A 26,469-nucleotide genomic window follows, 5' to 3' on the forward strand; every position below is an offset into this window, starting at 1 on the left:
CAACATGAACCACGTCGCGCGACAGCTTATTTCGCCGTCACGTCGATATTGCCGAGATACTTCGCGGCCAGCGTCTTCACGGTACCGTCGGCCTGCAGCTTCGCGATCGCCGCATTCAGGCGCTCACGCAATGCGGTATCGCCCTTGCGAATCCCGTATGCAATGCCGCTGCCGAGAATCTTGTCGTCGCGCACCGGCTCGCCGACAAAGGCGTAACCGTTGCCGTTCGGCTTCGACAGAAAGCCGGTCTGTCCGGCCGGCGCCAGCACGAGCGTCGCGTCGAGACGGCCCGCCACGAGATCCGCATAGACCTGGTTCTGGTCCTGATACGGCACGACGGTCACGCCCGCCGACTCCCAGTGCGTCTTGGCGAAGGTTTCCTGAATCGACGACTGCAACACGCCCACGCGTTTGCCCTTCAGCGAGGCCGTGGTCGGCAGCAGACCGCTGTCACGCTTCGCGATCAACTGCGTGGGCACGCGGTACACGACGGTGGTGAAATCGATCGCCTGACGGCGCTGTTCGGTCGCATTCATCGCCGAGTTGATCGCGTCGAACTTGCGACCCTGCAGCGCGGGAATCAGCCCGTCGAACGAGGTCTCGACCCATTTGCACGTCATATGCGCAGCGGTGCAAACGGCATTGCCGACGTCGATATCCAGACCCTGCAACTCACCGTTCGGCCCCTTCGATTCGAACGGCGGATACTGCGCTTCGAGGCCGAAACGCAGCGTCGACGTCTCCGCGGCGTTCGCGGCGGACGACGCCGCGAGCGAAGCGAACGCACAGGCCAGTGCCAATAGAGGCTTGAGCAATTTCATAGCAGGTCCCTTTCCCTTCGATTTATTGTCACGCCGCACTGCGGCGCGCTGATGCGTGACGGCGCGACGATCATACTGCGGTCAAAAATGCCGCCGTCGCGCGAAGCCGCCACTTGCATCCGTGACTCACACAATCAGATCTCGCACAGACGGCGCGCGCCTTCGATCAATGTCGCATCATCCTTCGAGAAACTCAGGCGGATCAAGCCGGAGTCCGTACCATCGGTATAAAAAGCCGACAGCGGAATCGTCGCAACACGTGCGTCGCGAATCAGGCGCAGCACGAAATCGCTATCGCTTTCTTCGGAGAAGCCGCGAAAACGCGCGAGCATGAAGAAGCTGCCTTCGCTCGGCAACAATTCGAAGCGCGAATCGCGCAGGGCGTCCGTGAGCAGATCGCGCTTCTTCTGATAGAACGCGGACAGGCCGAGGTAGCTTTCGCGATTGGCCAATGCGTCGACGAACGCGTACTGCATAGGCGTATCGGCAGAAAACACCATGAATTGATGGACTTTGCGAATCTCGTCCATCAGCGCGGCGGGCGCGAGGCAATAGCCGACGCGCCAGCCGGTCACGTGATACGACTTGCCAAACGACGAAACGATCACGCTACGCTCCGCGAGTTCGGAATGGCAAGCCATGCTTTGATGCTTCGCGCCGTCGAACACCACGTGTTCGTAGACTTCGTCGGCGAGAATCACGATATCGGTATTGCGCGTAATGGCCTTCAGGCGCTCGACGTCGGCTTCGCTGAACACGGTCGCGGTCGGATTGTGCGGCGTGTTGATGATGATCATGCGGGTCTTCGGCGTGATCGCTGCGGCGACCTCGTCCCAGTCCACGCGGAAATCACTCAAGGACAGTTTGATCGGCACGGGCGTCGCGCCCTGCAGGCGGACGATCGGGCCGTAGCTGTCGAACGAAGGCTCGAAGTAGATCACCTCATCGCCCGGATGCACCAACGCGCTGATCGTCGAATACAGCCCTTCGCTCGCGCTGGCGATCACGGTCACTTCGCTGGACGGGTCGTAGCGCACGCCGTACAGCGTGGCGACCTTGTCGGCGAGCGCTTCGCGCAAGGCGGCAATGCCGGCCATCGGCGCGTACTGGTTATGCCCGGCGCGCATGGCCTGAGCAACGCCGTCAATCAGTTTGGGGTCCGGCGCGAAGTTCGGCGCGCCTTGCGACAAATTCAGCGCATCGTGTTGCGCGGCCAGTTGACCGATCACGGTAAAAATCGTCGTGCCCACATCAGGCAACTTCGAGCGGGCTTGTGTGGCGCTCTGCATAAGGCTTTCTCCCTTTCTCCATCCGGCAGCGGATTCACGGACGGCCAGCTGCGCGGCGGTCCCTTCTGGTGTGGTGATTAGGCATCAGCCAAAGAACCGTCACAATCGAAACTTTGTCATGCGCCGCATGCGTTTACGTCATGGCTGACGCGGACCCGCGCCGCCATGGGCGAAGCCAGACACATCGGTGCTTTCGGGGAAGAAACGAGGTCGCGTGAAGAACGCGTGAAACTGCAGAGGTATGACGTAATGTGATGCGCCCGGCCACGAGCGGAGCGCTCGCGGCCGGCGTTGCCTTAGGCGTCGTCCATCAGGCGTCGTCCATCAGGCGGACTTTGACTTTTTTGCCCTTCACCTTGCCGGCGCTGAGCTTGCGCAACGCATCGCGCGCGATACTGCGCTCCACCGCCACGTAGGTGGACATTTCCGTCACGTTGATCTTGCCGATCTGCGAGCCGGCAAAACCCGCCTCGCCGGTCAGCGCGCCGAGCACGTCGCCGGGGCGGATTTTTTCCTTGCGGCCACCGAGAATCTGCAACGTTTCCATGGGCGGCAACAGTCGCTCGTTGCTCGCCGCTGTCAGTTCGGACAGCTTGTGCCACTCGACCTCGCGCTTTTGCGCCTGTTCGAGACTGCCGACGCGGCCCATCTCGTTCATGCTCGCGAGACTCAGCGCCCAGCCATCCTGATCGGCGCGGCCCGTGCGGCCGATGCGGTGCACGTGCACTTCCGGATCCGGCGTCACGTCGACGTTGATCACCGCTTCGAGCTGCGCGATGTCGAGACCGCGCGCGGCGACATCCGTCGCTACCAGCACCGAGCAACTGCGATTGGCGAACTGGATCAGCACCTGATCGCGTTCACGCTGGTCGAGTTCGCCATGCAGCGCGAGCGCATGAAATCCCTGCGCGCGCAGCACGTCGAGCAGATCGCGGCATTGCTGCTTGGTATTGCAGAACGCCAGCGTGCTCACCGGGCGATAGTGGTTCAGCAGCAGACCGACCGCGTGCAGACGCCCGTCTTCGGTCACTTCATAGAAGCGCTGACGGATCTTGGTGTTGTCATGCCGCTCGGCGAGTTTGACTTCCTTCGGATTACGCAGGAATTGCTGGCTCAGTTTGACAATGCCTTCGGGATACGTCGCCGAGAACAGCAGCGTTTGCCGTTCCTTCGGGCACTGCTTCACGACGGTCGCGATATCGTCGAAGAATCCCATGTCGAGCATGCGGTCCGCTTCGTCGAGCACCAGCGTGTTGAGCGACTGCATCGGCAGGCTCCCGCGCTCCAGGTGATCCATGATGCGGCCCGGCGTGCCGACCACGATGTGCGCGCCGTGTTCGAGACTCGCCGTTTGCGGACGCATGGGCGTGCCGCCGCACAACGTCAGCACCTTGATGTTTTCTTCGGCGCGCGCAAGGCGCCGGATTTCCTGCGTGACCTGATCGGCAAGTTCGCGCGTCGGGCACAGCACCATGGCTTGCACGGCGAAGTTGCGCGCGTCGAGGCGCGCCAGCAGCGCCAGCGAAAACGCCGCGGTTTTGCCGCTGCCGGTTTTCGCCTGGGCGATCAGATCGTGGCCGGCGAGCGCGATAGGCAGGCTCGCGGCCTGAATCGGCGTCATCTCGACGTAACCGAGCTGGGTCAGGTTGGCGAGCGTCGCGGGCGGCAGCGGTAGCTGGCTAAACGGCGCGCCGGCGGTGGTGGGACTGTTCATAGGTGTGATGGCTCGCAATCGGCTGGAGTCGGCAAGAGGCTGCTGAAGGCAAAAACTATTCGGCCATGGGGCCGGGGGCGGGACGGCCTTCGATCTGCTCGTACAACACCGAGCCGTCGTCCCCGTCGAAACGCTCGACGTAATTGCGCGCGCCGCACATCGGGCAACGGAACAGGAGGCCCTGCCCTTCGTTCTTGATGACGACGTCCGATTGCTCCCACTGGGCTTCGCAGGATTGATTTCTACAGGTAAACACGTTGCTTCTCCAACTGGATTCGATTGTTGATCCGGCAGGCCGCACCAGCGGCCCGGCCGTGAATGGGTCGCGGCCGTCGAGGTGACGACGGCCGAAAGCTATCAACCCAGGTGCGTATGCCGCGCACGCGGCGCGCTCACATCCATTTCGTTGAGCCCGTGCACGATGCCGCAATCTTCCACGGCCTGTTCGCCGTGGCATTGCTCGCGCAAGGTGGTCAATTGCACTTTGAGCTGCTTCAGTTCGTCGATGCGGGTATCGACGTGCGCAATGTGCTCGTCGATCAAGGCATTGATGCCGCCGCAGCCGGTGGCCGGCGCGTCCGTCAGACGCAGCAACGCACGGATTTCGTCGTGCGTCATGTCGAGCGCGCGGCAATTACGGATGAAACGCAGCCGTTCGACGTGCTTTGCCGTGTAACTGCGGTAATTGGCCTCGGTGCGCTCCGCTTCCGGCAACAGGCTCTCTTTCTCGTAGAAACGGATGGTTTCGGTCGTGCAATGGGCGATTTTCGCCAATTCGCCGATTTTCATGGACCCTCCGGATGGCGGCCTTGACCTTGTAGTGGCTTCAAGGTGTTTACTAGACCACAAATCGAACCAGGAAGCCACCATGCCTCAAGCCAACCATGCCGAAACCGACCGACTGGAACGGGTGAAAGCCTGCACCGACGGCCACGACGGCCATGCCCATGCGCACGAACCGGCTCATGGTCACGGCGCGAAGTGCGACCATGGCCACGAAGACCACGCTCATGACCATGACGGTGACCACGATCTCTGCAACGACCACGGCCACCATCGCCACGCTCACAGTCCCGCCGACACACCTTGTTGCGCGACGGCGGGAGCCGCGTCGGCACCGGTCCGGCTGCCGCAACCGGAAGCCGTCGGCAGCGACCTGCGCACCGCCATCCGCATCATGCAGATGGATTGCCCAACCGAAGAAGCGCTGATCCGCAAGAAATTCAGCCGCATGCCGCACGTGCGCAGCATGGACTTCAACCTGATGCAGCGGGTCTTGACGGTGGTCCACGCGCCCGAGGCGCTCGACTCGATCCTCGCCGCGCTCCGTTCGCTCGATTTCACGCCGGAACTGGCGGACGCCGATCCGCACGCACCGGCCACCGCCGCGCCGCACGCGCCGCCCAAACCGTGGTGGCCGCTGGTGCTCGCAGGTGTGGCCGCGGCCGGCTCAGAGGCCGCAGGCTGGCTCGGCACGCCGGTCTGGGTGTCTGCGGCTCTGGCGATCGTCGCCATCCTCTCCTGCGGCCTCACGACGTACAGGAAGGGCTGGCTTGCGATCCGCAACGGCAACCTGAACATCAACGCGCTGATGAGCATCGCGGTGACCGGCGCGCTGATCCTGCGGCAATGGCCGGAAGCCGCCATGGTGATGGTGCTCTTCACCATCGCCGAACTGATCGAGGCGAAGTCGCTCGACCGCGCCCGCAATGCGATCCAGGGCCTGATGCAACTCACGCCCGACCAGGCCAGCGTGCAACAGCCCGACGGCAGCTGGCGGTCCATCGACCTCAAGGCGATTGCGCCCGGCGCCGTGGTCCGCGTAAAGCCGGGCGAGCGGATCGCGCTCGACGGCGAGATCGTGGCGGGCCGCTCGAGTGTGAATCAGGCGCCGATCACCGGCGAAAGCCTGCCGGTCGACAAGGAGACGGGCGACGCGGTGTTCGCCGGCACGATCAACCAGACCGGCTCGTTCGACTATCGCGTCAGCGTCGCCGCCGGCAACACGACGCTCGCCCGCATCATCCATGCAGTCGAAGAAGCGCAGGCCACCAAGGCGCCGACGCAGCGCTTCGTCGATCAGTTCGCCCGCGTGTATACGCCGATCGTGTTCGCCGTCGCGCTCGCCGTGGCCATCGTGCCGCCGCTTCTCTTCGGCGGATCGTGGCAAGCGTGGATCTACAAGGCGCTGGTGATGCTGGTGATCGCGTGCCCGTGCGCGCTCGTGATCTCGACGCCGGTGACGATCGTCAGCGGTCTCGCCGCGGCCGCCCGCAAAGGCATTCTGATCAAGGGCGGCGCATTTCTCGAACGGGGCCGCAAGCTGACCCGGCTCGCGCTCGACAAAACCGGCACGCTCACCCACGGCAAGCCCGTGCAAACCGAGTTCGAGATACTTGCCGAGGTCGACGCGGTCCGTTGCCGCGCGCTTGCGGCGAGCCTCGCGGGACGCTCGGATCATCCGGTATCCATGGCGCTTGCGGCGGCCGCGAAGGCCGACGGCGTCAGCCATCTGACGGTCGACGCCTTCGAGGCGCTCGCGGGACGCGGCGTGCGCGGCGAGATCGACGGCTTGCCCTACTGGCTCGGCAATCATCGGCTGGTCGAAGAACTCGGACGCTGCTCGGCGTCGCTCGAATCACGGCTCGACGGGCTTGAACGTCAGGGCAAGACCGTGGTGATGCTGGCGGACGCCGAACGCGTGCTGGCCCTGTTCGCGGTCGCCGATACGGTGAAGGAGACGAGCCGCGCCGCCATCGCCGAATTGCAGCGCCTCGGCGTGAGCACGGCGATGCTGACCGGCGACAACCCGCACACCGCCGCCGCGATCGCGCAGCAGGTCGGTATCGACGAAGCGCGCGGCAATCAGTTGCCGGAAGACAAGCTCAACGCGGTCGCGCAGTGGTCGAGCGATCACGCGACAGTCGGCATGGTCGGCGACGGCATCAACGACGCGCCCGCGCTGGCACGCGCCGACATCGGCTTCGCGATGGGCGCGATGGGCACCGACACGGCAATCGAAACCGCCGACGTCGCTTTGATGGACGACGACCTGCGCAAAATTCCGGCATTCATTCGCCTGTCGAAGGCGACGCATTCGGTGTTGGTGCAGAACATCACGCTTGCATTGGGCATCAAGAGCGTGTTCCTCGTGTTGACCGTGATCGGCCTCGGCACGATGTGGATGGCCGTTTTCGCCGATGTCGGCGCGAGCCTGCTGGTGGTCGCGAACGGGTTGCGGCTGTTGCGCAAGTGACGGCGTAGCGAGTTTTTTGCGGCTGCGGTGCAGCGCACGGCGCTTGCAGCCGGCCAAGGTCAGTGCGCGACCGCGTTCACCGCGCCGGCCGTCTCCGCGTGAGCGCCGATCGCCGCCTTCAACGTATCCGACGGCCGCATGCCGAACAGCTTCCGGTAATCGGTCGCGAACTGGCTCAGGTGCCAGAAGCCCCACGCCGCCGCGACGTCCTGCACCGAGCGCGATTCGCGCGATGCGCTCGACAGATCGCGCCGCGCGCCATTCAGGCGAATCGCGCGCAGATACGTGGCGGGCGCCATGCCGAGCACGTCCTGAAAACAGTATTGCAGCGTGCGCCGGCTGACATGCAACTGCTCGCACAACTCCGGCACGCTCACCGCGCGGTCGCGATTGAACAGCACATAGTCGCGCGCTTCCGACACGATCGACTGCCGACGCGGCCGCGTCGGCATCACAACCTGCTCCGAAGCTGACTCCAAAGCGGGCAACGCACCGACGTCGAACAGCGAAGCCAGCACCGCGGCCTGCAGATTATTGCGGGCAACCGAAGACAGCGGCGTGCCGCGCACGGCGCCATCGTCGAGCAACTGACGCAGCGTGGCGCACAACTGTTCCTTGCGCGCCATGCCGATCGGCACGACCTGCGTATTCGGCACGGGGTCGGCCAGACCGATGCGCTCCACTTGCTCCGCGTAACGGCGCAGCACCTCCCCTTTGACCACCACACCAAAAATCTCGTAACCCGCGGAGGTCAGCAGCTCAAATTCGATTCCGCCCGGACGGAACGCGAGCGCGTCGCCGGCAATCACTTGCGCGTCGATGCGGCCAGAACCGGCAGGGCAAGTCGGAATGCCAAACCAGTAGGCGTCCTTTTGCACTTCGCAGGTTTGCCGCAGCGTATGGCTGGTCGTTTCGACGAACACCTGCATGTGGTCGAGACACAGCTCCGTCAGGCCGCCGACAAAACACCCCGCCGTCAACTGGTCGTAGGTCTGGCTCCAGCCATGAAGATTGCGCGCCTGCTCGTCGGCATCATGGGCGACGCGGGTCTGCACGCAGAAGCTCGGCTGCGGCGTGAGCACCGAAGCGGCCAGGCTATCGCGGAAAGTGTCGATCGTCATACCGGATCTGCGCAAACGGGACATGAGGGTGACAGGGAAAGGCAATTCCCATGCCGAACGACTCCGACGCCTCGCCACTCGAATCGTACCGCCAGCCCACAGGCCCACTGTTCAATGGATGAACAGCACTGCGTGCATTGCTCAAAATTGTGACGCCCCCTTGATAGCGACTGAACAATCTCGTGCGCCATGCCGTGCGCTAGTGCCTGCCGCGTGTGCATGGGTCACCAGCGCGGTGCATTGGCACGCTTCTGGCTCTACCCTGAGGCGGCCAAGCGAAATATCGCGCCGAATATAGCCCATTCAAACATGTGAGGAGCACACAGATGAACCATGCAGAGATGCAATTTCTGACCACCGAATACCCGTTCAAAAAGCAGTATGCGAACTTTATCGGCGGCGAGTGGGTGAAACCCGTGGGTGGCGAGTATTTCGACAATGTGTCGCCGATCACCGGCGAGGCGTTCACGTCGATTCCGCGTTCGCGTGAAGCCGACGTCGAACTCGCACTCGATGCCGCGCATCGTGCGAAAACGGCGTGGGGCAAAACCTCGGCCGCGGATCGCGCGAATATCCTGATCCGCATTGCCGACCGGATGGAAGCGAACCTGCAGCGTCTCGCCGTAGCCGAGACGATCGACAACGGCAAGCCGTTGCGCGAAACCATGGCTGCGGACATTCCGCTCGCCATCGATCACTTTCGCTATTTCGCCGGCGCCGCGCGCGCGCAGGAAGGCTCGCTCTCCGAGATCGACCACGACACGGTCGCTTATCACTTCCATGAACCGCTCGGCGTGGTCGGCCAGATCATTCCGTGGAATTTCCCGATCCTGATGGCGGTGTGGAAACTCGCGCCCGCGCTTGCCGCCGGCAACTGTGTGGTGCTCAAGCCTGCCGAGCAAACGCCCGCTTCGATTCTCGTGCTGGTCGAGATAATTCAGGACCTGCTGCCCGCGGGTGTGCTGAACGTGGTGAACGGCTTCGGTCTTGAAGCCGGCAAGCCGCTCGCCTCCAGCAAGCGCATCGCCAAGATCGCGTTTACCGGTGAGACCACGACCGGCCGCCTGATCATGCAGTACGCGAGCCAGAACATCATTCCCGTCACACTCGAACTCGGCGGCAAGAGCCCGAATATTTTCTTCGCGGACGTGATGAGCGAGGACGACAGCTATTTCGACAAAGCGCTCGAAGGCTTCACGATGTTCGCGCTGAATCAGGGCGAAGTGTGTACCTGTCCGTCGCGCGTGTTGATCGATGAAAAGATCTACGACCGCTTCATGGAACGTGCGCTCAAGCGTGTCGCCGCGATTACGCAAGGGCATCCGCTCGATACCAAGACGATGATCGGTGCGCAGGCTTCGCAGGAGCAGCTGGAAAAAATCCTCTCGTATGTGGACCTCGGCAAACAGGAAGGCGCCGAATGTCTGATTGGCGGTGAACGCAATACGCTTGGCGGTGAGTTGAGCAAAGGCTACTACGTAAAGCCGACCGTCTTCCGCGGCAACAACAAGATGCGCATCTTCCAGGAAGAGATCTTCGGGCCGGTCGTGTCGGTCACGACGTTCAAGACGGAAGAAGAAGCGCTCGAGATTGCCAACGATACGCTCTACGGTCTCGGCGCCGGCGTGTGGACGCGCGACGGCACGCGCGCCTATCGCTTCGGCCGCCAGATCCAGGCGGGCCGCGTGTGGACGAACTGCTACCACGCTTATCCGGCGCATGCGGCGTTCGGCGGCTACAAGCAGTCGGGTATTGGCCGCGAGAATCACAAAATGATGCTCGACCATTATCAACAGACCAAGAATCTGCTGGTCAGCTATAGCGACAAGCCGCTCGGTTTCTTCTAAGCACCGCGCTCCTGTTCGGGCGAGCCGCACTGTGCGGCTCGCTCTCTTTTTTGCAAGGGCATGTGATGGCTGATAAGAAGGAAGTCGCCCGCGTAATCGCAACGCCGGCTGCCGTCGAGTTGATCGACAAGTTGCGCGCCGAGCACGGGGCCGTGCTGTTCCATCAATCCGGCGGATGCTGCGACGGCAGCGCGCCGATGATGTTTCCGCAAAGCGAGTTTATGGTCGGCTCGTCCGACGTGAAACTCGGCACGATTGCGAACGTGCCGTTCTACATGAGCGAATCGCAATTCGAATACTGGCAGCACACGCAGTTGATCATCGACGTGGTGCCGGGCAACGGCGGAATGTTTTCGCTGGAGCGGCCGAGCGGTTTACGTTTCCTGACGCGCTCCCGTCTTTTCGAAGACGACGAGAACGCGTGGCTCGAAACGCATCCGGTGCAGCGGGCCGATGCTTGATCCTGCGTGCGATCTGTTATGCGGTGCCAGGGTTTGAATCGTCGCTGATCGAGGGTGCTGCTGGTGTCTCTGCCAGCAGCGCATCGCTGTCGTCTTTCAGGCCGACGCCGGTGAGACCCAGACGCCTTGCGTGCGTCAGCAGATAGTGCAGTTTGTGTGCGGCCAAAGGATAGTCGAGTCCTTCAGGGCGCACGTTCGAAATACAGTTGCGTTGCGCGTCGCTGCAGCCGACCCTCGGCGCGTACGTGAGATAGATGCCGAGGCTATCGGGCGAACTCAAACCCGGTCGCTCACCGATCAGCATCACCACCAGCTTGGCATTCAGCAATTCGCCGATCTCATCACCCAGCGCAACGCGCGCCTGACGCGCGACCACGACCGGGCCAATCTTCCAATCCGCGAGACGTGGAACGACCGCTTGCAGCAGCGGAAGAGCTTGCTTCGACGCGGCGAACGCCGAAAGACCGTCGCCGATGACAAAGACCACCTCGGGCGAATCGTCGGGGACAGCCGCCAGCGCTACGCGACTCGCTTCCGATAAACGTCGGCCGAGATCGGGACGCCGTAAATAATGCTCGCGATCGGGCGCGGCGCTATGCACGTCGAGCGTGTTGAAGTTTTGCGCGCGCAGTTGCTCGTGCAACACGTCCGTATCGAGCGGATGATGCACGGCATCACGCGCCTGCGCGTGCGACAGATTGAACGCCAATAGCGGCGCAGTCGGTAGGCTATTGCCCGCGCGGCCCAGCGCGATGCGTGCATTGGTAAACTGCCGCAGCGCGTTCCATGGATTCTTTTCGAGGAAGTCGCTCATGCAATGCCCATCCAGTCAGGCGCGCCTTCCAGCAGCGGTTGTTGTGCCGATGCACTGAGCAAGGCACCGCGCGAGTCGGTGATCTGCATCGACTCCAGCCATTCTTCGAACTCCGGCGCGCGGCGCAAGCCGAGTACCTCACGCACGTAAAGTGCGTCGTGGAAAGACGTGCTTTGATAATTGAGCATGACGTCGTCAGCGCCTGGAATGCCCATGATGAAGTTGATGCCCGCTACGCCGAGCAGCGTGAGCAGATTGTCCATGTCGTCCTGATCGGCTTCGGCATGGTTCGTGTAGCAGATGTCGCAACCCATCGGCACGCCGAGCAGTTTGCCGCAGAAATGATCTTCGAGACCGGCGCGCGTGATCTGTTTACCGTCGTAGAGATATTCCGGTCCGATAAAACCGACCACAGTGTTCACAAGGAACGGATTGAACTTGCGCGCGACCGCATACGCGCGCACTTCGCAAGTTTGCTGATCCACACCGAAATGCGCATCTGCCGACAACGCGCTGCCCTGACCCGTTTCGAAGTACATCAGATTGTTGCCGACCGTGCCGCGCTTGAGCGAAAGGCCCGCTTCATACGCTTCCTGCAGCAGCGCGAGAGAAATGCCGAAGCCCGCGTTCGCTTTCTCCGTGCCGGCAATCGACTGAAACACCAGATCGACGGGCGCGCCTTTTTCGATCGCGGCAATCGTATTGGTGACGTGGGTCAGCACGCACGATTGCGTCGGCACCTGATAGCGTTGACGGAAGTCGTCGATCATCAGCAGCAGCTTGGTGATCGCGGCGAGATTGTCGCTGGCCGGATTGATGCCGATCATCGCGTCGCCGCAGCCGTACATCAGGCCGTCGAGCATCGAGGCGGCAATGCCTTTGACGTCGTCGGTCGGATGATTCGGTTGCAAGCGCACCGACATGTGGCCCGGCAAGCCGACCGTGTTACGAAAGCGTGTAATCACCGGACGTTTACGCGCTACCGCAATCAGATCCTGATTGCGCATCAGTTTGGACACCGCTGCGACCATCTCCGGCGTGAGACCCGCGGCGATACGCGTGAGCGCGTCGGCATTGGTCGTGCTGCTCAGCAACCAGTTGCGAAAATCGCCCACCGTGAGATGCGCGATTTCGGCGAATGCCTGCGGCGAGTGATCGTCGATCACGAGGCGCGTGACTTCGTCGCTTTCGTAGGGGATCAACGCTTCGTTGAGGAAGGTGCGCAGCGGCAATTGCGCGAGCGCCATCTTGGCGGCGACGCGTTCTTCCTCGCTCGCCGCCGCCACGCCCGCGAGCTGGTCGCCGGAACGCTGCGGACTGGCTTTCGCCATCAGTGTCTTCAGATCGGCAAAGCGGTAGGTGCGGCTGCCGATCGTCTCGGTGTAGCTCATCTTTACGACTCCATCGCCGCTGCTCGAGCAGCGGCTCGATCCGTCATTCCTCGAGCAACGCGTCCGCCGGCGCGGCTTCGCGTTGATGCCGCGTCAACAGGAAGTAGACGTAGCCCAGCGCGAGAAAGATTGCGAACACGACCGCCACCAGAAAATTGAAGTAGACCATGGTTGCCAGACAAATCACCGCGGCCACCAGCGCGAACGCCGGAAAAACCGGAAACAGCGGCGCGCGGAACGGGCGCTCCATGTTCGGCTCGGTGCGACGCAGCTTGAACAGCGACAACATGCTGATGATATACATCACGATAGCGCCAAATACCGACATCGTCACGATGTTCGCTGTCAGCGTCTGGCCGCCGAACTGGATCAGCTCGTCGCTGTAGATCGCCGCGATGCCCACCACGCCGCCCGCAAGGATCGCACGATGCGGCGTCTTGAAGCGCGGATGCACCTTCGAGAGCCACTCTGGCAGATAGCCGGCGCGTGCCAGCGCGAAGATCTGCCGCGAATAGCCGAGGATGATGCCGTGAAACGACGCGACCAGTCCGAACAGCCCGAGCCACACCAGCATATGCATCCAGCCGCTATGTTCGCCGACGATAAACTTCATCGCCTGCGGCAGCGGATCGTTGATGTTCGACAGCTTGGTCCAGTCGCCAGCCGCGCCGGCAAAAACCATCACGCCGACGGCAAGCACCACCAGCGTCAGAATGCCGGCGACGTAGGCGATCGGAATCGAGCGCTTCGGGTTCTTGGCTTCTTCGGCGGCCATGGCCACGCCTTCAATCGCGAGAAAGAACCAGATCGCGAACGGAATCGCCGCGAACATGCCGTGAAACGAACCCATGCTGAAGGTGTCGGCACCCGACCAGCCTCCCTTCGCGAAGTTCGACCACTGAAAACCGGGTGACACGACACCCATGAAAACGAGCAGCTCGAAGATCGCGAGCAGCGTCACGCACAGCTCGAACGCCGCGGCAATCTGCACGCCGACGATATTCAGCGCCATGAACACGAGATAAGCGCCCATCGCCGCATGTTTCGGTTCGAGACCCGGAAACTGCACGTGCAGGTACGCGCCGATCGCAAGCGCGATGGCCGGCGGCGCAAACACGAACTCCACCAGCGTCGCCGCGCCGGCCAGATAACCGCCCGTCGGACCGAAAGCGTGACGGGCGTACGCGAACGGGCCGCCCGCGTGCGGAATCGACGTGGTGAGTTCGGTGAAACTGAAAATGAACGTCGTATACATCGCGGCAATGAAAATCGCCGTGAGGACGAAGCCGAGTGTGCCGGCGCTTGCCCAGCCATAACTCCAGCCGAAATACTCGCCAGAAATGACGAGGCCGACCGCGATGCCCCACAGCTGCCACGTGCCGAGCGTCTGCTTCAACTCGTGATGCGTGACTTTGCCGACATGCTGATTGTTGGACTCTGATTTCATCGGGTGCTCCCTGACGGTGCCGCCGGCTCGATCCCGCAAGGCTTTGCGGTGCATGGGCGGACAGGTTTCAGCCGATGGTAGTGAGCCATTATTCGAGGTGTTATCGAAATTCGGCAAAGTTTTGCGGCATGGCGGTGTCAGCGGGCGCTTAACTGCAGCGTATGTTTACCGCTGAGTTCAGGTGAACTTCGCAGGATTTGGTAAACGCGGACGTGATACTTTGGCGCACATCCGTTCGACAGCTCTCACGTTGATCCAGCCATGAATGAATCAGGTAATCGAGCTCGCTATGAATCACGGCTCGGCCGCGTGCTCGACCATATTTACGATCATCTGGACCAACCGCTCGATATCGATCGTCTGGCGGAAATCGCCTGCCTCTCGCCGTATCACTGGCACCGGATTTATCAGGCGATGTATGGCGAGACGGTCGCCACCACCGTGCGACGTTTACGGCTGCATCGCGCGGCCGGCTATCTGGCGAACGGCTCGATGCCGATTCCGGAGATTGCCGAACGCTCCGGCTACAGCAGTCTGCAATCTTTTTCCCGCACCTTTCGCGCTGTGTTCGGCATGCCGCCGGCACAGTATCGCAAGCAAGGCACACATAGCCGGTTTCGACCGGTGCTATCAGGAGACGATCAAATGACATTGCGTGAAGTGGTGATTCGTCACGTGGAGCCGATGGAGGTTTTGTCGGTCGATCACATTGGCCCTTATATGCAGATCGGCAAAGCGTTCGATGCGCTGTTCGGTTGGCTGGCGAAACATAATCTGCTCGCGGCGCAGATGCGCATGATCGGTGTTTACTACGACGATCCGGGTGTCGTTGCGGAGAGTGAGTTGCGGTCTAAGGCTGGAGTGTTGTTGCCGCATCCGGTTCAGGCGTCCGTGACGGTGAGTCCGCCGGTTTCCGTGGCGCATGTGAAGGGTGGTGAGTACGCGGTGTTGCGACATCAAGGACCGTATAGCGATATGCGTGCGGCTTATGAGTGGCTGTATGGAACGTGGCTCGTGCAATCCGGGCGAGAAGCCGCCGACGCGCCGGTGTTCGAGGAGTATCTGAATAGCCCGAAGGATACGGCGCCTGCTGATCTCGTTACGGATATCTGTTTACCGCTGGCTTGAGCGTTTACCTGCCGGCAATGCTCGCTTGTGCAGCGTGCCGCGCGGGTGCCTCTCTGGTTTTTATAGTCTTTGTATATGTATACGTAGTAATAGTTAACAAGCCTCGCGTTCTTCTGTGGATAACCTGAAACTTCGTTTACGGATCAAGGCGATGCGGAATCGATAACCCTGCGGAGCGTGCGCGAACAGGAACACGGAGCTAGGGAAAACTTTTGTGCGAGTTGGTGACATCGCGTTTTTATCAAGGTTTCGCCCACAATGTGTCAGGTGGGTTGTACAAAAGTTGTCCAGAGGAGGGTGTGGATAAGTTGAGGGCACGCGACGTTGCGAAACCTTGGTGCTGGGCTCGCGCTCGGCGTGTTGAGTTTCGACATGGTATGGCCGATGCGACCGTCAGATACACGAGGTGGCGTTGCCGCAATTGCCGACGCTTGGTGATCTAGCTGCGTGGCTAGGCATCGAGCCAGACGAGTAGCACTGGTTCGCCGATCGTTGGCGCGTGCCGGCGCATTGTGCTGCGACGCCGCTTCATCACTATTCGTATAAGGCGATCGAGAAGCGCGACGGTCGGTGCCGGATCATCGAGATTCCCAAGCCGCGGCTGTGGGCTTTACAACGCAAGGTGTTGTCGGGGTTGCTCGACCGTATTCCGGCCCACGGATCTGTGCCCGGTTTTCGACGTGGCCGGAATATCGTGACCTTTGCCGTGCCGCATGTGGGTAAAGCGGTGGTGAATCTATGCGCCTTTCGGCTCGATCTTCGACTTGCGAGTCTCGCGCGTTCGATCAGGGCGACTTATACGCGTTATGCCGATGATCTCGCGTTTTCCGGCGATGAGAATGTCGCGCGGATGGTGGAGCGCTTATCTGTTCGCGTTGCGGCTATTGCTATTGAAGAAGGGTTTTCCGTCAATCTGAGGAAGAGGCTCGTGATGCTGCGTGGAGCGCGGCAGCATCTGGCCGGGGTGTGGTGAATAGGCACGCAAATGTGGCGCGGACGGAGTTCGATGCATTGAAAAAGCCGTGCTGACCAATTGCGTTGGGCATGGGTGGCGGTCGCAGAATCGGGATGATCGCGCGGATTTTAGGGCGCATCTTGCGGGACGGGTTGCGCATGTTGCGATGGTGAAGGCGGAGAGAGAGGCGAAGTTGATGACTCTGCTCGGACGGATCGAGTGGGATGAGGCGAGCGAGGAGAACGTGGAGTGGTGCCGCGACTGGCCATCAATATCGAAAGTAGAGAATGCCGAGTGCACCTGGTTCGCCTGGTGTTTTGCCCTTCTTAGTGATCGCCGGCAAATCAATATCCTTGACGTCCTTCCAACCAAAGCCCTGGAAAATGCCTTCCGCCAGGCTAACGAAACCCATCAGCTTGCGCGACATCCGGAAGGCAATGACGCCCAATATCGCCATCAGCCCGGCGCCGCCCAAGATCCATACCTGGACCAGATTTGCCCAGTTATGCAGAGAATCAAAAAACGCTATCCCGCCAGTTAAAACGTACATAAATAAAAGGAGAGGCAGACAAACTTTCAGCCACAGTTTCAGCGATGTCCTGTAGTGGGCATACACCCGCTCGCATCAGGCTTCTACATATTGCGTCGTGCCGTCGAAACGGGCATTGCAAAGATGAACGCGTGCACCGTTCATATCGCCGTGCTGTCGGCACCAAACGGGCCACGCATACGTGATTGCAAAGAGATGACGTGATCGACTTCCGCGCCAGGCCTGCTACCTTTAACACCGGCTATTTCGCGTGTATGTCGACGTTCGCATATGTCGAGTGACAGGATTAGTGAAAAACACGCTGCTGAATTTAAAGGGCTTTTTCACTAAAAGTGACATGCCCCGACGCCGCCCCTGTCACAAAAAGTGAAAAAACTCGGCAGCCGTGCCTCAATAAGTGAAAATTCTCGGCGCCCTTGGCAAAGGCCGCGCCGGTACTGGCTCGGACGGCAACGCCAGCAGCCTTGTTAGAACGCAGTTGTGTCCACGTTGGGCAAGAACTCGGTCGCGATCAGCGCGACTGGTCGGACCTGATGCCATTTTCGCGAGTGGCAACGCCGGTGGAACAGCGCCACCGCAATCAAGCGAGAGGACTTTGGCCGGCCAACAGCGGAAGAGCTGACGGTGGGCCGAAGTGGCCCAATGAAGGGAAAGCGGCGCAATTAATGCGCCGAGGCATTTCGCGGGCCGGTAGGAGGAGTGGCTTCATCTATCGCTCGCATTGCCGCATCGACCTCGTTGCGCCCCTTTTTTGAAACGACCAAGCGTATGAGCCATAGCCCTGCACCAATGGCCCCTGCCAAGCGGAGCAATTTCGTTTGCATGCGGCGCATTGAATTATCCCAGTGGATCGATGGATCGCCGGCCCTATTAAACACCAGACCGACACAGACCGCGTCATACCGTGGTGGGGTAGCGCTAGCTAGCGCGTGGTACGCCCATCGCGATTCCGATGCTACGACTTTTTCGATAGTACGGCTTGCCGGCCGATGCTCCAATAGGAAACGTTGCATGGAGCATGGCTATGAATACGATCCGGCGGTGCATCGCTTGCGGCTGCGCTTTCCAGCCGCGTCCCCAGGTTCCCAGCCAGCGGTTCTGTTCCGCCCCCGCATGTCAGAGTGAGCGCCGACGACGCTGGCAACGCCAGCATCTGCGCAGCGACGCCGACTATCGCGACAACCAGGCGCGGGCGCAGGCCAAATGGCGCGCTCGTCACCCGGACTACTGGCGCCAATACCGCGCGACGCACCCGGTCTATCGGGAGCGCAATTGCGCGAGGCAACGGGACCGGAATGCGCGACGAAGTTCCAGTCCAGTTGCAAACATGGACGCGTCACCGCCTTTACATCCGCTCGCATCAGGCTTCTACATACTGCGCCGTGCGGTCGAAACGGGCATTGCAAAGATGAACGCGTGCACCGTCCATATCGCCGTGCTGTCGGCACCAAACGGACCACCCATACGTGATTGCAAAGAGATGACGTGATCGACTTCCGCGCCACGCCTGCTACCTTTGCCTTGTACCCGCTCTGAATCAGACACCACCGCAGTTGCAACGCGGTTGCGTTTCGAAAGTGACGATCTGCGTGTCCGACGCGATGCCGGGCGCGCAAGCTCAGGGGAGCGAGGATTCGAAGCAGCGGGAGCAGGACCGTGTCACTCGATCACATAGGCGATACCGCCGTCGCGCAGACCCCCTCGGTACGGGCGGCCGAATACGTTCGGATGTCGACTGAGCACCAGCAGTACTCGACTGAGAACCAGCGCGACAGGATCCGGGAGTACGCCGTGCGGCGCGGTCTCGAGATCGTTCGCACCTACGCCGACGAGGGTAAAAGCGGTCTGCGTATCGACGGGCGGCAGGCGCTGCAGCAACTGATCAAGGACGTTGAAAGCGGTCGTGCGGATTTTCAGGTAATCGTCGTCTATGACGTGAGTCGCTGGGGGAGATTCCAGGACGCGGACGAAAGCGCGTACTACGAGTATGTCTGCCGGCGTGTCGGCATCCAGGTTGCCTACTGCGCCGAACAGTTCGAAAACGATGGCTCGCCGGTATCCACCATCGTGAAAGGAGTGAAGCGGGCGATGGCCGGTGAATACAGCCGGGAATTGTCGGCCAAGGTGTTTGCCGGCCAGTGCCGGCTGATCGAGCTCGGCTTCCGGCAGGGGGGGCCGGCTGGATATGGATTACGCCGTGTGCTCATCGATCAGCACGGGATCATGAAAGGAGAACTTCAGCGAGGCGAGCACAAGAGCCTGCAGACCGATCGGGTGATCCTCATGCCAGGGCCCGAGAGCGAAATCCGGATTATCAATCTCATCTACAGCTGGTTTATCGACGGGTCATTAAATGAATATGAGATTGCGGCCCGGTTAAATGGTATGCGTGTTCGCACACATCTCGACCGGGAATGGACGCGAGCGACTGTACGGGAGGTACTGACCAACGAGAAATACATCGGCAACAACGTCTACAACCGCGTGTCGTTCAAACTCAAGAAAATGCGCGTCGTCAATACACCAGACATGTGGATCCGGAAGGAAGGTGCATTCCAGTCTATCGTACCAGGTGAGACGTTTTACACAGCACAGGGCATCATGCGGGCGCGTGCCCGGCGCTATTCGAATGAGGAGCTCATCGAGCGTCTGCGCAACCTGTACCGCAACCGTGGTTTCCTATCCGGCCTGGTTATCGACGAAACTGATGGCATGCCATCAAGCTCCGTTTACATGTACAGATTCGGCAGCCTGATCCGCGCATACCAGACCGTGGGCTTCACGCCCGGTCGCGACTACCGCTATCTCGAAACCAACCGGTTCCTCCGTCAGCTTCACCCGGAAATCGTTGCGCAGACGGAGAAGAAGATCGCCGATCTCGGTGGTACGGTGCTGCGTGATCCAGCCACCGATATGCTGACCGTCAATCATGAGTTCACCACCTGCCTCGTTCTCGCGCGTTGCCAGACACACGAAAATGGGCGGCATCGCTGGAAGGTCCGGTTTGACACGAGCCTGCTGCCGGACATTACTGTCGCCGTTAGGCTCGACCACGCGAATTCTGCGGCGCTCGATTATTACCTCCTGCCGCGCCTGGATTTCGGCCAGCCGCGCATCAGCCTCGCCGACCAGAACAGGATTGAGTTCGAGAGCTACCGTTTTGACACGCTTGATTATCTCTATGGCATGGCTGAGCGGGCCCGTCTCCGGAGGGTGGCATGAACCCGCAGCAACAAACCGGTGAGGTGCGGATGATTCCGGTCGACCAGATCGAGGTCATCAATCCTCGTGAGCGTAATAATCGCGTCTTCAACGAAATCGTCGGCAACATCAGGGCGATTGGCCTGAAGAAACCGATCAAGGTCACGCCGCGTGCAACAGCAGATGGCGTCGAGAAGTATCTGCTTGTGTGCGGCGACCGCCCCATACGCCGAAGCGCTGCTCGTCGCGACACCTGCTGCGCGTCTGGTTGACGGTAAGAAGCCGCCAAAGCTGACAGGTGTGACGCCTGAACAGATGGCGAAGATGGAGCGGGAGATGAGCAACCTACAGGGCCAATACAAACTTGTCGAGCAGACCTACGGACAGGATGTGCTGAACCTGGTGCTCGCAAAGGGATATCTCGCCAGACTCCTTGAGAACGAACTGGTAGCTCAATACCTGCGGCAGCGTCAACCAGACCTGATGGCCGAGTTCGAAACGATTGTCGAGACAGTTTCGCTTGAACAGCAGCAATTCAGCGCTCTCACGTAGCTGCTCTTCGGATCGCCAATGCGGTGCATGGCGTCGCATTAGACCTCGAAATGGACGGCCGACCTCTGCTATTCGAAGGAGTTAGTTTTGAGAACGGGCCGCATAGGTGACAGGGAGCAGGCGGCCCAGCTTGGGACGTTCGACATGAGCCTATAAATCGCTAACAATGTACGCTCAATTTTCGCGGTCAGAAGAGACTGCACTGAACGCGCAACCCGCGAAGATGCCTATCGACCGAAGATGGCAGTTTCACGCGGCGGTGCGATTCGCCTAAATTCTTCCAAGTCTTCGGGGTTAGCATGGAGCGCATCACCTTATCAGCAGCTGAACTTCTGGATATCCTGCGGTCTCTCGGCGCGCCAGCCGTCATAACAAAGAACAAGCATCCGGAATCCGAGGGAAATTTTCGGGAGCGTCCAGACCGTCCGTGGCAAATGTTGGACGGGTACTGGACCGGCAAACCAACACGCGTCACGGCTGGTAGGCGTTGTGCTTCAGAGGACCAAGACACCAGCCAACTTGGAACGTCACCGCTCACAAGATGGTGGGCCTCATCCACTATCAGCAACCCGGGCGCGACAGTGGCACCAAGGTCGGGATCATCGCTGGCTCGAAGTTCCAAGCGGTTTGCGAACTGGTCAATGCAGAACTTGTCGTGCAACTCTCGGCGCCACTGCTCGAGTAAAGCAGGCGGGACCACCACCATCACCCGCCCGTCTGACTCGGTGAGCAGGTACTGACGTACGATAAAGCCCGCTTCTATGGTCTTACCCATGCCAACCTCATCGGCCAGCAAGTAGCGTTGTAACGGATCCTCTAGTACTCGTCGCGCAACATCGACTTGATGCGGCACCAATTCAACGCGCGAGGAAAGTATGCCGATCAAGCCACGACATGCCGCTCGCTGCTCTATCAGTTCGTTGCCAAGCGCCACCCGACGCTCGTGGAAAAACTGCGTTTCCATTCCGCCACAAGCGAGCGCGCTCGTAGGATCATCATGCGGCAGCCAACACCGGACCCATAGGTCGCGCTCGTGGTAACTCGCACGTACTCGATTGGGCAATTGAAGCTCGTATTCGTGTCCCCCGTCCGCCGCAGTATCTCCAACAAGCACCCGAGCGACACGCCATTGTCCACGTTGCTGAAAATAAACGCGGGTCTGCTCCTGCAAAACCAATCGCGAAATCTTAGACTTCGGGGCGGAAATAGTTCGACGAGCCCAAGGAGAGATGAACAACTCCACAGTGAGCAGGTCGCCATCCCTATTCAGAATCCGCGCCGGGCCGAAGTCCGAATGATATGCCACGGTCTCGATCTTTTGCCACTCTGCAATCGCACCGCCATAGCACCAGCCGCAACTACTGCCCCTGATAGGGCAGCAGCACTAATTCTGTCACCCAGTAGCAAAACTGTGGCGCCAGTAGCAATTACTCTGGCGCCCTACGAAGGCTCGCGGAAACTTGCCCGATTTTTTCACTATCTGTGGCAGCAGTTTTTCACTTACCTGGCACAGTTTTCACTATCTGTGGCACCCGACACGTAGGGCGCCACAGTTAATGCGACGGCGCATATAAAAAAATCAAAGACTTAGGCGAGGCCGCGCCGCAGACGTCTTGTCGGGTCTGACCGAGTTCCTGCGACTGGCCTACTTTCGCGCCAAAGTAGTAGCGTTTGGGTGCGACCCTAATTAAAAACCACTTTTTCACCGGCTCGGGTGCGCCGGGACAAGGGCGGGCCACGAAAGAAAGACCAGCGGTCGTAGAAAGCGGGAAGATCTTCTCGGGTGGGTCGTCACCGCCCGGAGGCACCCAACCGGATTCGCCCCGAGCATGACGTGCTACTCGTGATATCAGCGTGGAGCGCCATCATGAAATCGCCCCGGCTTTGTCTTGCTTGCGGCAACCCGTTTCATCCCCTTTTGAGGGTCCCCAATCAACGGTATTGCTCGGCCGCGGCCTGTCAGCGTGAACGCCGGCGCCGCTGGCAACGGCGCCGACTTCGCGTCGATGCCGACTACCGCGATAACCAGGCGCGGGCCCAATCGAACTGGCGTGCTCGTCACCCGGACTACTGGCGTCAATACCGGGCGACGCACCCGGCCTATCGGGAGCGCAATTGCGCGATGCAACGGGAGCGAAATGCGCGACGAAGTTCCAGTCCTGTTGCAAACATGGACGCGTCACCGCCTTTACACCCGCTCGCATCAGGCTTCTACATACTGCGCCGTGCGGTCGAAACGGGCATTGCAAAGATGAACGCGTGCACCGTCCATATCGCCGTGCTGTCGGCACCAAACGGGTCACGAATACGTGATTGCAAAGAGATGACGTGATCGACTTCCGCGCCACGCCTGCTACCTTTGCCTTGTACCCGCTCTGAATCAGACGCCACCGCAGTTGCGACGCGTTGGCGTTTCGAAAGTGACGATCTGCGTGCCCGACGCGATGCCGGAGACGCAAGCTCAGGGGAGCGAGGATTCGAAGCAGCGGGAGCAGGACCGTGTCACTCGATCACATAGGCGATACCCTCGTCGCGCAGGCCCCCTCGGTACGGGCGGCCGAATACGTTCGGATGTCGACTGAGCACCAGCAGTACTCGACCGAGAACCAGCGCGACAGGATCCGGGAGTACGCCGCGCGGCGCGGTCTCGAGATAGTCCGCACCTACGCTGACGAGGGTAAAAGCGGTCTGCGTATCGACGGGCGGCAAGCGCTTCAGCAACTGATCAAGGACGTTGAAAGCGGCCGTGCGGATTTTCACGTGATCCTCGTCTATGACGTGAGTCGCTGGGGGCGATTCCAGGACGCGGATGAAAGTGCGTACTACGAGTATGTCTGCCGGCGCGTCGGCATCCAGGTTGCCTACTGCGCCGAACAGTTCGAAAACGACGGCTCGCCGGTATCCACCATCGTGAAAGGAGTAAAGCGGGCAATGGCCGGAGAATACAGCCGGGAATTGTCGGCCAAGGTGTTTGCCGGCCAGTGCCGGCTGATCGAGCTGGGCTTCCGGCAGGGCGGACCGGCTGGATATGGCTTACGCCGTGTGCTCATCGATCAGCACGGGATCATGAAAGGAGAACTTCAACGCGGCGAGCACAAGAGCCTGCAGACCGATCGGGTGATCCTTATGCCAGGGCCCGAGAGCGAAATCCGGATTATCAATCTCATCTACAACTGGTTTATCGACGGGTCATTGAACGAATATGAGATTGCGGCCCGGTTAAATGGCATGCGTGTCCGCACACATCTCGACCGCGAATGGACACGGGCGACTGTGCGGGAGGTACTGACCAACGAGAAATACATCGGCAATAACGTCTATAACCGCGTGTCGTTCAAACTCAAAAAAATGCGCGTCGTCAATACTCCGGACATGTGGATCCGGAAGGAAGGTGCATTCCAGTCTATCGTACCAGGTGAGACGTTTTACACTGCACAGGGCATCATGCGGGCGCGCGCCCGGCGCTATTCGAATGAGGAGCTCATCGAGCGTCTGCGCAACCTCTACCGCAACCGTGGTTTCCTGTCCGGCCTTGTTATCGACGAAACTGATGGCATGCCATCAAGCTCCGTTTACATGTACAGATTCGGCAGCCTGATCCGCGCATACCAGACCGTGGGTTTCACGCCTGGTCGCGACTACCGCTATCTCGAAACCAACCGGTTCCTCCGCCAGCTTCACCCGGAAATCATTGCGCAGACGGAGAAGAAGATCGCCGATCTCGGTGGCACGGTGCTGCGCGATCCAGCCACAGATATGCTCACCGTCAACCATGAGTTCACTGCCTGCCTCGTTCTCGCGCGTTGCCAGACACACGAAAATGGGCGGCATCGCTGGAAGGTCCGGTTTGACACGAGCCTGCTGCCGGACATTACCGTAGCCGTTAGGCTCGACCACGCGAATTCCGCGGCGCTCGATTATTACCTCCTGCCGCGCCTAGATTTCGGCCAGCCGCGTATCAGCCTCGCCGACCAGAACAGGATTGAGTTCGAGAGCTACCGTTTTGACACGCTTGACTATCTCTATGGCATGGCTGAGCGGGCTCGTCTCCGGAGGGTGGCATGAACCAGCAGCAACAGGCGGGCGAAGTGCGGATGATTCCGATCGACCAGATCGAGGTCATCAATCCTCGTGAACGTAACAATCGCGTCTTCAACGAAATCGTCGGTAACATCAGGGCGATCGGCCTGAAAAAGCCGATCAAGGTCACGCCGCGTGCAACAGCAGATGGCGTCGAGAAGTATCTGCTTGTGTGCGGCGAAGGTCGCCTGAAGGCTTTCCGTTCACTTGGTGAGACGACCATACCGGCGATGGTCGTGAACGTCAGCGACGAAGACGCATTCATCATGAGTCTCGCGGAGAACATTGCGCGTCGTCAGTGCAGGCCGCTCGAACTCCTCGCCGGCATCCGACAATTGCAGGAACAGGGATACGCGTCGAAGGTGATCGCGGAAAAAACGGGGCTCACGCAGTCATATGTCCAAGGCATCCTGATGCTACTGCATCATGGTGAAGAGCGCTTGGTCATAGCAGTGGAGAAGGGACGGATTCCACTCAACGCCGCACTGTCTATTGTCAGCGCCGGTGATGACGACACGGCAATGCAGGCTGCTCTGCAGGAAGCTTACGAATCCGGCAAGTTACGTGGCAAGCAATTGATGGATGCCCGCCGGATTATCGAGCGACGTAAAACGCTTGGGCGCTCCGCTGCCCGCAACATGTCGGGCAAGCTCGCAGATGTGACAACATCGAGCCTGGTGCGGACCTATCAGCATGAAGTCGAACGCCAGAAGTCGATGGTGCGTAAGGCCGAATTTGCGCAGCAGCGGCTCATGTTCGTCGTGGGCGCGCTTCGGCAAATCTTTGCAGATGAAAACTTCGTCAATCTGCTACGTGCAGAGGGGCTGGCAACATTGCCGAAATATCTTGCCGAGCGCGTCTGGTCGGACAGGAGCGTCACATGACAGGCGTAACGCTCGGTTTCATTCCCGAGCCACTATCTGTTCCCTTAGTGTGCATCCTGCCGTCACGCAAGATGCCGGCGACGATCATCGATTCCCGCAAGTTCAAACAGATCAAGGCCTCGATCGAGGAGATCGGCCTGATTGAGCCATTGTCGGTTACCGCAGTACACCAGAGTACGGGTCAACATGTGCTGCTTGATGGCCACCTACGCCTCATTGCGATGCAAAAGCTCGGATTCGTCGAGGTATCGTGCCTGGTTGCAACCGACGACGAAAGCTACACGTACAACAATCGCGTCAACCGGCTGTCCACAATCCAGGAGCACTATATGATCCGGCGCGTCGTCGAACGGGGCGTGTCGCCGGAGAGGCTGGCAAAGGCCCTCGCTATGGACGTGTCCATGATCCTCAAGAAGCTTTCGCTGCTGGAGGGCATATGTCCTGAAGCCGCCGAACTCTTGGGAGATCGTCAGTTCTCTGTAGACCTCGCTCGCGCAATCCGAAAAATGAAGCCGACGCGGCAGGTCGAATGCGTCGAACTGATGATAGCGGCGAACAACGTGACCGTGCCTTATGCCGAAGCGCTGCTTGTCGCAACACCCGCATCACGCCTGGTTGATGGAAAGAAGCCGCCAAAGCTTACCGGTGTGACGCCTGAACAGATGGCGAAGATGGAGCGGGAGATGAGCAATCTGCAGGGGCAATACAAACTTGTCGAGCAGACCTACGGACAGGATGTGCTGAACCTGGTGCTCGCAAAGGGATATCTTGCCAGGCTCCTGGAGAATGAACTGGTCGCCCAATACATGCGCCAGCGTCAGCCCGACCTGCTGGCCGAGTTCGAAACGATTGTCGAGACAGTCTCGCTTGAACAGCAGCAATTCAGTGTTCTCACCTAGCGACTGCCGGCTTCGCCAAAGTATGCAGCGCGTTACAACCGACCTCGAAACCCCAATCC

22 protein-coding genes and 2 pseudogenes are annotated in these 26,469 nt (G+C 60.2%); 13 read left to right on the forward strand and 11 right to left on the reverse strand.

Features of this window, described 5'->3' with window-relative positions; translation table 11 throughout:
• Nucleotides 1–26: 26 nt before the first annotated feature.
• From P0D70_RS08005 to cadR, 5 genes are all read right to left on the reverse strand, one after another.
• Complete coding sequence (locus P0D70_RS08005; protein WP_091797356.1) at nt 27–821, reverse strand: ABC transporter substrate-binding protein; 795 nt, start codon at nt 819–821, stop codon at nt 27–29.
• A 134-nt stretch (nt 822–955) separates the two neighbouring features.
• Nucleotides 956–2,110: a pyridoxal phosphate-dependent aminotransferase gene (locus P0D70_RS08010; RefSeq protein ID WP_091797359.1), complete on the reverse strand. Its 1,155-nt coding sequence runs from the start codon at nt 2,108–2,110 to the stop codon at nt 956–958.
• A 310-nt stretch (nt 2,111–2,420) separates the two neighbouring features.
• Complete coding sequence (dbpA, locus tag P0D70_RS08015) at nt 2,421–3,824, reverse strand: ATP-dependent RNA helicase DbpA (protein ID WP_408184010.1); 1,404 nt, start codon at nt 3,822–3,824, stop codon at nt 2,421–2,423.
• Between the two features lie 55 nt (nt 3,825–3,879).
• Entirely contained in the window at nt 3,880–4,080 is a 201-nt protein-coding gene (locus tag P0D70_RS08020) for a hypothetical protein (RefSeq protein ID WP_091797365.1), read from the reverse strand.
• Nucleotides 4,081–4,181: 101 nt separating this feature from the next.
• The gene (cadR, locus tag P0D70_RS08025; protein ID WP_091797368.1) at nt 4,182–4,613 is read right to left on the reverse strand and encodes a Cd(II)/Pb(II)-responsive transcriptional regulator; all 432 of its coding nucleotides are present in this window, start codon (nt 4,611–4,613) and stop codon (nt 4,182–4,184) included.
• A 79-nt stretch (nt 4,614–4,692) separates the two neighbouring features.
• Between cadR and P0D70_RS08030 the strand changes: the two genes are divergently transcribed.
• Nucleotides 4,693–7,080 (forward strand): heavy metal translocating P-type ATPase, encoded by a 2,388-nt coding sequence (locus P0D70_RS08030; RefSeq protein ID WP_408184011.1) that lies wholly within the window; start codon nt 4,693–4,695, stop codon nt 7,078–7,080.
• A 59-nt stretch (nt 7,081–7,139) separates the two neighbouring features.
• Here the strand turns inward: P0D70_RS08030 and P0D70_RS08035 are convergent, their stop codons facing one another.
• Nucleotides 7,140–8,201, reverse strand: a complete 1,062-nt coding sequence (locus P0D70_RS08035; protein WP_408184012.1) for a helix-turn-helix domain-containing protein — start codon at nt 8,199–8,201, stop codon at nt 7,140–7,142.
• Nucleotides 8,202–8,527: 326 nt separating this feature from the next.
• On the opposite strand from P0D70_RS08035, the gene adh reads away from it, so the two are divergent.
• Together adh and P0D70_RS08045 are read left to right on the forward strand one after the other, a co-directional pair.
• On the forward strand, nt 8,528–10,048 hold the full coding sequence (adh, locus tag P0D70_RS08040; RefSeq protein ID WP_408184013.1) for an aldehyde dehydrogenase: 1,521 nt from the start codon (nt 8,528–8,530) through the stop codon (nt 10,046–10,048).
• Nucleotides 10,049–10,113: 65 nt separating this feature from the next.
• Nucleotides 10,114–10,509, forward strand: a complete 396-nt coding sequence (locus P0D70_RS08045) for a DUF779 domain-containing protein (RefSeq protein ID WP_091797383.1) — start codon at nt 10,114–10,116, stop codon at nt 10,507–10,509.
• Between the two features lie 16 nt (nt 10,510–10,525).
• On the opposite strand, the gene eutC is transcribed toward P0D70_RS08045, so the two are convergent.
• The 3 genes from eutC to eat are packed head-to-tail and all read right to left on the reverse strand — an operon-like array spanning nt 10,526 to nt 14,161.
• Nucleotides 10,526–11,323 carry an ethanolamine ammonia-lyase subunit EutC gene (gene eutC, locus P0D70_RS08050; protein ID WP_408184014.1) on the reverse strand — a complete coding sequence of 266 codons (798 nt, stop codon included), beginning with the start codon at nt 11,321–11,323 and terminating at the stop codon, nt 10,526–10,528.
• Complete coding sequence (locus tag P0D70_RS08055) at nt 11,320–12,714, reverse strand: ethanolamine ammonia-lyase subunit EutB (RefSeq protein ID WP_408184015.1); 1,395 nt, start codon at nt 12,712–12,714, stop codon at nt 11,320–11,322. The genes eutC and P0D70_RS08055 overlap by 4 nt, the downstream gene beginning before the upstream one ends.
• A 43-nt stretch (nt 12,715–12,757) precedes the next feature.
• Nucleotides 12,758–14,161 carry an ethanolamine permease gene (gene eat, locus P0D70_RS08060; RefSeq protein ID WP_408184016.1) on the reverse strand — a complete coding sequence of 468 codons (1,404 nt, stop codon included), beginning with the start codon at nt 14,159–14,161 and terminating at the stop codon, nt 12,758–12,760.
• A gap of 261 nt (nt 14,162–14,422) precedes the next feature.
• On the opposite strand from eat, the gene P0D70_RS08065 reads away from it, so the two are divergent.
• Entirely contained in the window at nt 14,423–15,289 is an 867-nt protein-coding gene (locus tag P0D70_RS08065; RefSeq protein ID WP_408184017.1) for an AraC family transcriptional regulator, read from the forward strand.
• Nucleotides 15,290–15,701: 412 nt separating this feature from the next.
• Nucleotides 15,702–16,488 (forward strand): annotated as a pseudogene (locus tag P0D70_RS08070) (reverse transcriptase family protein); the annotation flags it as partial.
• 24 nt (nt 16,489–16,512) lie between these two features.
• Here P0D70_RS08070 and P0D70_RS08075 read toward each other — a convergent pair.
• Nucleotides 16,513–16,860: a putative type VI secretion system effector gene (locus P0D70_RS08075; RefSeq protein WP_408184060.1), complete on the reverse strand. Its 348-nt coding sequence runs from the start codon at nt 16,858–16,860 to the stop codon at nt 16,513–16,515.
• Between the two features lie 958 nt (nt 16,861–17,818).
• Here P0D70_RS08075 and P0D70_RS08080 point away from each other — a divergent pair.
• From P0D70_RS08080 to P0D70_RS08095, 4 genes and pseudogenes are all read left to right on the forward strand, one after another.
• Nucleotides 17,819–18,283, forward strand: a complete 465-nt coding sequence (locus P0D70_RS08080) for a hypothetical protein (protein WP_408184018.1) — start codon at nt 17,819–17,821, stop codon at nt 18,281–18,283.
• A gap of 167 nt (nt 18,284–18,450) precedes the next feature.
• Nucleotides 18,451–20,016 carry a recombinase family protein gene (locus tag P0D70_RS08085; RefSeq protein ID WP_408184019.1) on the forward strand — a complete coding sequence of 522 codons (1,566 nt, stop codon included), beginning with the start codon at nt 18,451–18,453 and terminating at the stop codon, nt 20,014–20,016.
• A pseudogene (locus P0D70_RS08090) lies at nt 20,013–20,213 on the forward strand (ParB N-terminal domain-containing protein); the annotation flags it as partial. The gene P0D70_RS08085 and the pseudogene P0D70_RS08090, both read left to right, overlap by 4 nt.
• Nucleotides 20,179–20,547: a plasmid partitioning protein RepB C-terminal domain-containing protein gene (locus P0D70_RS08095; protein WP_408184061.1), complete on the forward strand. Its 369-nt coding sequence runs from the start codon at nt 20,179–20,181 to the stop codon at nt 20,545–20,547. The pseudogene P0D70_RS08090 and the gene P0D70_RS08095, both read left to right, overlap by 35 nt.
• A gap of 187 nt (nt 20,548–20,734) precedes the next feature.
• Here P0D70_RS08095 and P0D70_RS08100 read toward each other — a convergent pair whose 3' ends face one another.
• Nucleotides 20,735–21,511 (reverse strand): DEAD/DEAH box helicase family protein, encoded by a 777-nt coding sequence (locus P0D70_RS08100; protein ID WP_408184020.1) that lies wholly within the window; start codon nt 21,509–21,511, stop codon nt 20,735–20,737.
• Between the two features lie 903 nt (nt 21,512–22,414).
• On the opposite strand from P0D70_RS08100, the gene P0D70_RS08105 reads away from it, so the two are divergent.
• The 4 genes from P0D70_RS08105 (at nt 22,415) to P0D70_RS08120 (ending at nt 26,410) form a co-directional block, all read left to right on the forward strand.
• Nucleotides 22,415–22,879, forward strand: coding sequence for a hypothetical protein (locus P0D70_RS08105; protein ID WP_408184021.1), 465 nt, complete (start codon nt 22,415–22,417; stop codon nt 22,877–22,879).
• Nucleotides 22,880–23,046: 167 nt separating this feature from the next.
• On the forward strand, nt 23,047–24,612 hold the full coding sequence (locus tag P0D70_RS08110; protein ID WP_408184022.1) for a recombinase family protein: 1,566 nt from the start codon (nt 23,047–23,049) through the stop codon (nt 24,610–24,612).
• A complete protein-coding gene (locus P0D70_RS08115; RefSeq protein ID WP_408184023.1) occupies nt 24,609–25,511 on the forward strand; it encodes a ParB/RepB/Spo0J family partition protein in 903 nt (300 codons plus the stop codon). The genes P0D70_RS08110 and P0D70_RS08115 overlap by 4 nt, the downstream gene beginning before the upstream one ends.
• Nucleotides 25,508–26,410: a plasmid partitioning protein RepB C-terminal domain-containing protein gene (locus P0D70_RS08120; RefSeq protein ID WP_408184024.1), complete on the forward strand. Its 903-nt coding sequence runs from the start codon at nt 25,508–25,510 to the stop codon at nt 26,408–26,410. Before P0D70_RS08115 ends, P0D70_RS08120 begins: the two co-directional genes overlap by 4 nt.
• Nucleotides 26,411–26,469 lie beyond the last annotated feature (59 nt).

The sequence above is a fragment of the Paraburkholderia sp. RL17-381-BIF-C genome, from assembly GCF_046026435.1.
In the GTDB taxonomy this organism is placed as follows: domain Bacteria; phylum Pseudomonadota; class Gammaproteobacteria; order Burkholderiales; family Burkholderiaceae; genus Paraburkholderia.